Source organism: Paenibacillus sp. 01T422 (assembly GCF_056398785.1).
The window spans coordinates 1-6,706 of record NZ_JBFTQB010000686.1; the positions used below are offsets into that span (position 1 = coordinate 1).

Annotated in this window: 7 protein-coding genes; all 7 read right to left on the reverse strand. The window is 44.5% G+C overall.

The genetic code is table 11. The features are described from left to right. Nucleotides 1–584 precede the first annotated feature (584 nt). Nucleotides 585–755 (reverse strand): hypothetical protein, encoded by a 171-nt coding sequence (locus AC1DUA_RS28900; protein WP_477503038.1) that lies wholly within the window; start codon nt 753–755, stop codon nt 585–587. A 135-nt stretch (nt 756–890) separates the two neighbouring features. Beyond that, a complete protein-coding gene (locus AC1DUA_RS28905) occupies nt 891–1,793 on the reverse strand; it encodes an S-layer homology domain-containing protein (RefSeq protein WP_477503039.1) in 903 nt (300 codons plus the stop codon). A 112-nt stretch (nt 1,794–1,905) separates the two neighbouring features. Continuing rightward, nucleotides 1,906–2,427, reverse strand: a complete 522-nt coding sequence (locus tag AC1DUA_RS28910; protein ID WP_477503040.1) for a hypothetical protein — start codon at nt 2,425–2,427, stop codon at nt 1,906–1,908. Nucleotides 2,428–2,932: 505 nt separating this feature from the next. Next, entirely contained in the window at nt 2,933–3,475 is a 543-nt protein-coding gene (locus AC1DUA_RS28915; protein WP_477503041.1) for a hypothetical protein, read from the reverse strand. 39 nt (nt 3,476–3,514) lie between these two features. Further along, nucleotides 3,515–5,059 (reverse strand): SAM-dependent methyltransferase, encoded by a 1,545-nt coding sequence (locus tag AC1DUA_RS28920; protein WP_477503042.1) that lies wholly within the window; start codon nt 5,057–5,059, stop codon nt 3,515–3,517. Nucleotides 5,060–5,218: 159 nt separating this feature from the next. Then, nucleotides 5,219–6,403: a PDZ domain-containing protein gene (locus AC1DUA_RS28925; protein WP_477503043.1), complete on the reverse strand. Its 1,185-nt coding sequence runs from the start codon at nt 6,401–6,403 to the stop codon at nt 5,219–5,221. A 75-nt stretch (nt 6,404–6,478) separates the two neighbouring features. Beyond that, on the reverse strand, nt 6,479–6,706 hold a 228-nt coding region (locus AC1DUA_RS28930), incomplete at its 5' end, for a HisA/HisF-related TIM barrel protein (RefSeq protein ID WP_477503044.1).

Below are 6,706 nucleotides of genomic sequence, written 5' to 3' on the forward strand. Positions count from 1 at the left end.
GCCACACCCCTCCACTTACCAAAATTACTTCACACTATCCAAATTCATACAAAAATATCGTCGATAGAATGATTTCGACATTTACTAAGGAAGCCCTTTCACCAGATAAAACTACATGCTCACACCGGCCGGGCAATGCGAGTGATCTTACTTGTAATCCCGCTCCCCACCACATCACATCACCACCCCGCATTCCCGCATCCCCCAACGTATCCCGTCACCATCCACCAATTTTCAGCGAAGTAACTTCGCAATTTGGGGGTGCATCCTCGAAACAGTATTAACTAACGGACCCCAATGCCGTTATATCCCATTAATAACGCGCTTTTCAAATCTAACGGACTCCAGTACCGTTATATAACCCAAACATAGCCATATTTCATGCTAGGAACATGAATAGCAGCACTGGTGTCCGTTAGAATCAAATCCCACCTGATTTTCACCGAATAACGACCACTCGGTCCGTTAGCAACACGCTCACCTCATCCCGCCTATCCCTACTCCTCGTTCCCCCAACAAACAAAGAAGCTCCGAGTTTTCACTCGAAGCCCGCTTTGTCCATTTCCATCCCTTTCCGAAATTGATTAGGATTTCTGATGGTTTGTATAAATACCAACAACGGATAGCAACGCTGCAACACCATTGGCAATCGCGTTCATATCTGCATCTTTGATAAGGTCCATACCGTACGCGTCCAAAATCAATTTGGCTGCACCAATCAAGCCCAATGTTAACGTGTAGTAGTTTATTTTCATCTCTCTCTCACCTCCTATTAACATAGGATGCTATATTCTATGAGAGAGACTTAGATTCGGACATGTCCAAATGACAGGGATGCACACGCACAAAAAAAAACCGCCGCCTCATTCAAGGCAGCAGCATATCATTGATCATTGCGAAACCGCAGGTTTAGCGATCGCTATATATTTGGCAGAAACAAATGTTTCTGCTTTAGTTTCAGTAATCACTTGCGGATACATCATATCCGGGTTTGGTTTCTGAATCGTATAACGAATCACAGCTTGCCCATCCTCTTGGAACTCAATAGACTGTATGGCAATCCCATATCCGGGACTCGGCATTTCTTTGGACAAAGTCACTTTGTTGACTTCGTCATTCACTTTCTCAACCTTCAGCGAGATCTCTTCAACTGGGGCCTGGTTCTGCGCATGAGCTTCTACAAATTGAATCGCCTGATAGACCCAGTTCGCTGCTTCGCCACGAGTAAGCTCAGCTTTCGGGTTGAACTTGCCTTCTTTATCGAGCTGTGTGATTTTATACAGCAATAATCTTTGCAAAGTGCCTTGGTAATTGATGTTAATTTGATCCTCATCCTTGATCACAATAAACATTTTGACAAGTGGGAAATTACCTTTCGTTTCAAGCGCACGTACTAATAAATCCCCGAATTGCTCGCGTGAAATCGTTGCATTTGGATTTACATCCTTGGGAATTTCCAGGCCGTTATAATGAGCAATGATGAAGGCGTCCGCATACCACGCATCATTTGGAACATTAGAGTAAGTGTCCGACGCTAATGGCTGCTTGATGAAACGAATCGTATCCATATTCAAGTTCAAGCCTTTTACAATCATTTGCACGCTTTGTGCATAACTGATTTTACCTTTCGGCACATAGTGCTCGCTGTCGATACCGCTTACAATCCCGCGATTTTTCAGTGCCATAACAGCTTCTGATTGACCCTCTTCCAGGTCAGAAAACGCAAATGCCGAACTAAAAGTTAATGAGCTAATCAACAGTGACGTTAAGGTTACAGCGGTTAGTTTTTTCATCTTCTTTCTCTCCTTTGCAAATTTTGAGATGACTCGAATTGTAGTTATTTTCTTAACGTGATTCGCTCGAAAAATGTTGCAAAATTTGCCACGTAAGCTCAAAGTTCTTAGTTCATACGAGCAGCTGGAGTAAGTCATTTTTGATCGACTCATCCAATATGTCATTTTTTACAAATGTCATAATTATTTCTTGGTTCCTGTCTGTATGTTTCAAGTAATTGTACAATAGCTCTGCCTTGGGCTCCCGGCCCATCATTTTATATGCAACATACCAAGTTTCAGGTGTGCTCAATGGGACACCATGCCAGGTATGCCTCTCTCCTTGTTCAATAGGCAAATTCACGATCCCTTTCGCGCTCCGTAGTGCGAAGTAACCAATAAAATCAATGGATAATGGTACAACTTGTATCCGATATTCACTCGCAAAGTGACCTTCGCCACTTTTCTGTTCCTGCCACGAATAACCTTGAATCACTTTAAAAAGCTTTTCTTTCGGACACTCCACGAGAAGATCCCAATCATTCACTTTTTCTACAAGTCCCAAAGCGTGCAGTAAACCGCTTCCACCTAGCGCAAAGGGAATTCCAAATTCCGTAAGTTCATCTGTGATCCGTACAAGATCTTTTATTTCCATGCATATTCTCTTCTCTCTCAGTAGTATTTGGTTTATTTTGGAATCTCAATCATATAATGATCTTAGTTTCTAAGGACAGGCCGATGTCCTCGAAAGGAAGCCTCTAGATGCAGAATTGGTTTATTATTTTTATATACAATTTATTTACCAACGTCGACAACGCCATTATGATTCAAAATTCACTTAACAGATATAGCATGAGAAGTAAATTCAAATTGTACCTTCTTGGTTTCTTGTGCGTGCTGCGCATCTTCTACATCGCTTGTGTCCAGTCCTCGTATCGAATTCCTTACATCAATCTGGCTACAGCCGCCATTATGTTATTTTTCGCTATTCGGATGGTACTGCCAAAAAAACAAATGAGAAAACATTTCTCGTTATTATGGATTTTTAGCAGCATAGCTTCGTTAGATTTAGTAATGGGTATTGACCGCGATGTGCTTGATTTGCGGTGTGGGTTGGTTCAACTACTTGAGAAGCAGGTCATTTCCACTTTCAAAATGATTCAAAACTCAACCAGCATGATCTCATCAATGCTTTTCTTAGCTCGAAGATTAAGCGATCTCTTATCTTTTAACTGAAATAGCGAAAGTTCATGACCCGGGTCCACAATGAGTGGTTTCGCAATAATATTCTCTAAAATTCTTAATGCATGCTGGTAGGACTCATATAATTTTTCTTTGGAAATGACCTTTTTCGTTGATTGAATGATGTCCAGAAGTTTCTCTGCATACATGAGTTTAACGATACTATCCGCTCCCATCAGATGGCGGGCTATGAATTCGATCACTTGATCAATAATTTGCGCCTCCGGATAGTACTTCGATAATAACGCCAATCCAGTAACGGAATCCCAGTTCCTGATTGATAATTCCTTGATGTACGCTTCAATTATTTCCGAATACCACGCTATTTCGACTTGTCTTTCAACCTCGAACTGTTTGTATGTCTCAAGAACTCCCTCGCGATGCATCTGTATGAAATTACCCTGATACAAGACGAAAAGCTCCTTAGCCTTTTCCAATTGCTTTTCCAATTGCTCTTCCATGTGGATCACCTTCCCTAATCTTGCACAACTGACTTATAGCTAATCTTCAAGTTCCAATAGTGCTATAGCACCTTCGTGCTCTGGGGCAAACTTCAATGTAAGCTCTGCGTAACGCCTAGCAGCTTCAACATCCCCGACCTCATAATAGCAGATCGCCATATCGTAGAATACATCAGGGTTCTGATGATAAGCTTCGTCCGTTTTTGCGAAAAAGACAATTGCATCCTGATACATCTCCATCTGATACAGAAGCGCTGCGCACGCCAAAGCGGTTTCATGTTGATCCCTCATCGGGTAGTACCCATCCCACATTTGATAAATCCCTTGACGTAGATCGGAATAAATTCCTTCCTCACACATCGGCAGCAGCTCCATAAGCCGGCTTGCAAATTGCAGGAAAAACTGAGCATCATACCCGGATAATCGCCAAAAGGAAAGGAATTGCGGCACTTCCAGCTGATCTAGATACCCATCAAGCCATTCTTTGATCGTGATAAAATCATCCGGACCGTAACGCTCGATAAATCGCCGATAGGCTAAACGAGTGTTTCCATATCCGGCCGGATTAGTCAGCATTAACATACAACCAATGTTGAGGTGATGATAAGGATGCTGTGTAAATAGACACAGCGCCCCTTTCTGCTCCCAAACATCGTTCAGGGCATGATAGTTCGCTGTCAACGAAAAGCTTCCGTGATGGATCAGCTGCGGCGGCTCACAGTACTCCCAGCTCTCCAAGCGGTGGTCACCTTTGTCCGCAGTAAGCAGGACGAATCCTTCCCTCGAAAGCAGATTCAGCCGTTCAAGACATTGCAAGCCAATGACTGGGAACAGCACATGAGAATCTTCCAGTTTTTGGGTATATTGCGCAATAACGTTGCTGTACGCATACGATTCTTGCTCGTATTCCTCAGAAAGTCGATATTCATATTCGACCGTTACGTCTTCCAGCATTTCAGCGGCGCTCCGACCTGAAGCTTCTTTAGCGAACCGCAGCGACACCATACAGTCATAGACGCGCTTATTATCCACATAGAGCAGCTCTTGCGGAATGCTATCGAAGAAGTAATTCGCGATAACGAGCAGCGGTTGGAGCAAGTCTCCTCTACGGATATTAATTCCGCTCTCCGTCAAGTGAAGCTCGGTATCTTTCACAGCGTCGAACTGGGCATAATCCAGAATTCCCTGTTCCACATAAGGTCGCAAACTTGGCTGCTGCTGCCAGTAGGCCACGTTTTTGAGCGCCAAATCTGTCATGACATATCGAAAAGCAGGTAGAGATACTCCCGCATAATCCATCATGGCGCACAATTCCTTCAGAACATGGAAGGCGAGTCGGCCAGATCCCGCGCCGAGTTCAACGATCGTAACAGGCTCAGAAAGATACCCTAATTGTGCTCGGTCTTGTAGAAAACCAAATATCATCTCCGCGTAGGAGGTAGCAATCATCGGATTACTTGTGATGTACTCAGGAACTTCGTTATTTTGCCATGCGCTAATGCCTTGTTCTTCATAATAGGCTCGCTGCAGCTCCCAGATGGGAGATTCACTGAACCGATATATCTGCTGATCATTCGTTGCCATATAGTGAACCTACTTTACTTAAATGTTGGTGAAAAACCATTCCCATCTTACCATAAATCCCCTTTCCGGACATCCCGCCTAGATTTCATGGGCAAAAGTCCATTATGGGCATATAGTATTCAAACGCATGGCCCGCAAGCTGTGCGAGGCTGCCAGAGACTAAGGACAAGAAAGCTGACCAGCCGCTTGTTTCGGGTGATCTTTTAACCATTTCAACATATCATCCAATGTGCGTACTGGCACAATCTGAAGGTTAGGCGCCCCTTTCTTCGCTTCCGACTCATTCGAGACTGGGACAAAGAAAACATCGGCATTCGTCCTGCTAATGGTGTAAGCCTTCTGCTCTAATCCCCCTACAGGGCCAATTGAACCGTCAGGCTCCATAGTACCCGTACCTGCGACATGATTGCCGTAAGTTACTCCACAAGGTGTGAGTTGATCAATCAAGGTTAGCGCCAGCATAGCACCGTGGGAAGGTCCACCCTCATGCAATAAATAATCATGATAATTCACAAGGATTGGAAGATCATATTGCACTTCGTTCGCCACTTGAATGCCGAAAGCTGCCCGACTCGGATCGTCAGGATTCTGACGTGTCTTAGCCTGCAAGCTGACTTGCTTGCCGCCGCGCAGCACCGTTATAGACACTTGATCACTGGGCTTGACTGTTTTCATGCGCTCAGTGAGTTCTTCGACTGTGCTAACGGTTTGCCCATTCACTTGTTGGATCACATCCCCTAACTGAATCTGGCCGTTAGCTGGACTGTCCTTGAGAATGGCTGTGATTCGAACACCGCTTGATGAGATTCCCTTCCCTTTTCCCACCTTTTGAAAAGCAACGGCACTTCCAGCAGCATTCGCGTCCGCCTTCATAAGCCGAACTTCTTGATTATATTCACCTAGTGTCATGCCTAAATTTTCGACTTCAAACGTATACTTCGCAAAGAGCTTCGCATATACCCAATCAATGGGAAATGCAGGACGCTCAAACACCAGCACCCCTGAGATGTCTCCATGGACATGGCCTTCACTCGTATGTGCATAGCGGTTCATATTCAGCGTCAAGCCCGGATAAGTGACCAAATACTTGGTCGGCCAAAACATCACCAACATCAAACACACCCACATCCATCCCTGTCTGTGCGACCATAGGTGGATGATAGATCCAGCCATCCATATCAATGGAATGAGGGTCAGGACATAGATGAGTTCATCGATCACATCAATCCAATAGATCGTGGAGCCCAGCCGCAGTGGGTCCGGGAGCCAGATCAACTCCCCGGTTACGACTAAGAGCAGCGTTAGAACCATTGCCGAATAGTACAACTTTTGCCAAAGTGCCATCCTATGCATCCTCTCCTATGTAAAAAAGTAGCTGACGCTCTCTTACTGAGAGTTCGCTACTTTTTTATCTCAAAATCATTGTGCTTTCATGTAGGCGACTACTTGATCATACGAAAGGTTTCCACCGAAGATATCCAGCGCACTGCCAATCGTTATATCCAACTTTCCGGCAGATAATTGTTTAAACAATTCGATATCCTCGAAGGATCTCGCACCTCCGGCATACGTTGTGGGGATCGTAACCCATTCCGCGAGCGTGCGTACTAGACTTTGCTGAATACCGCTTTGCTTGCCTTCTACATC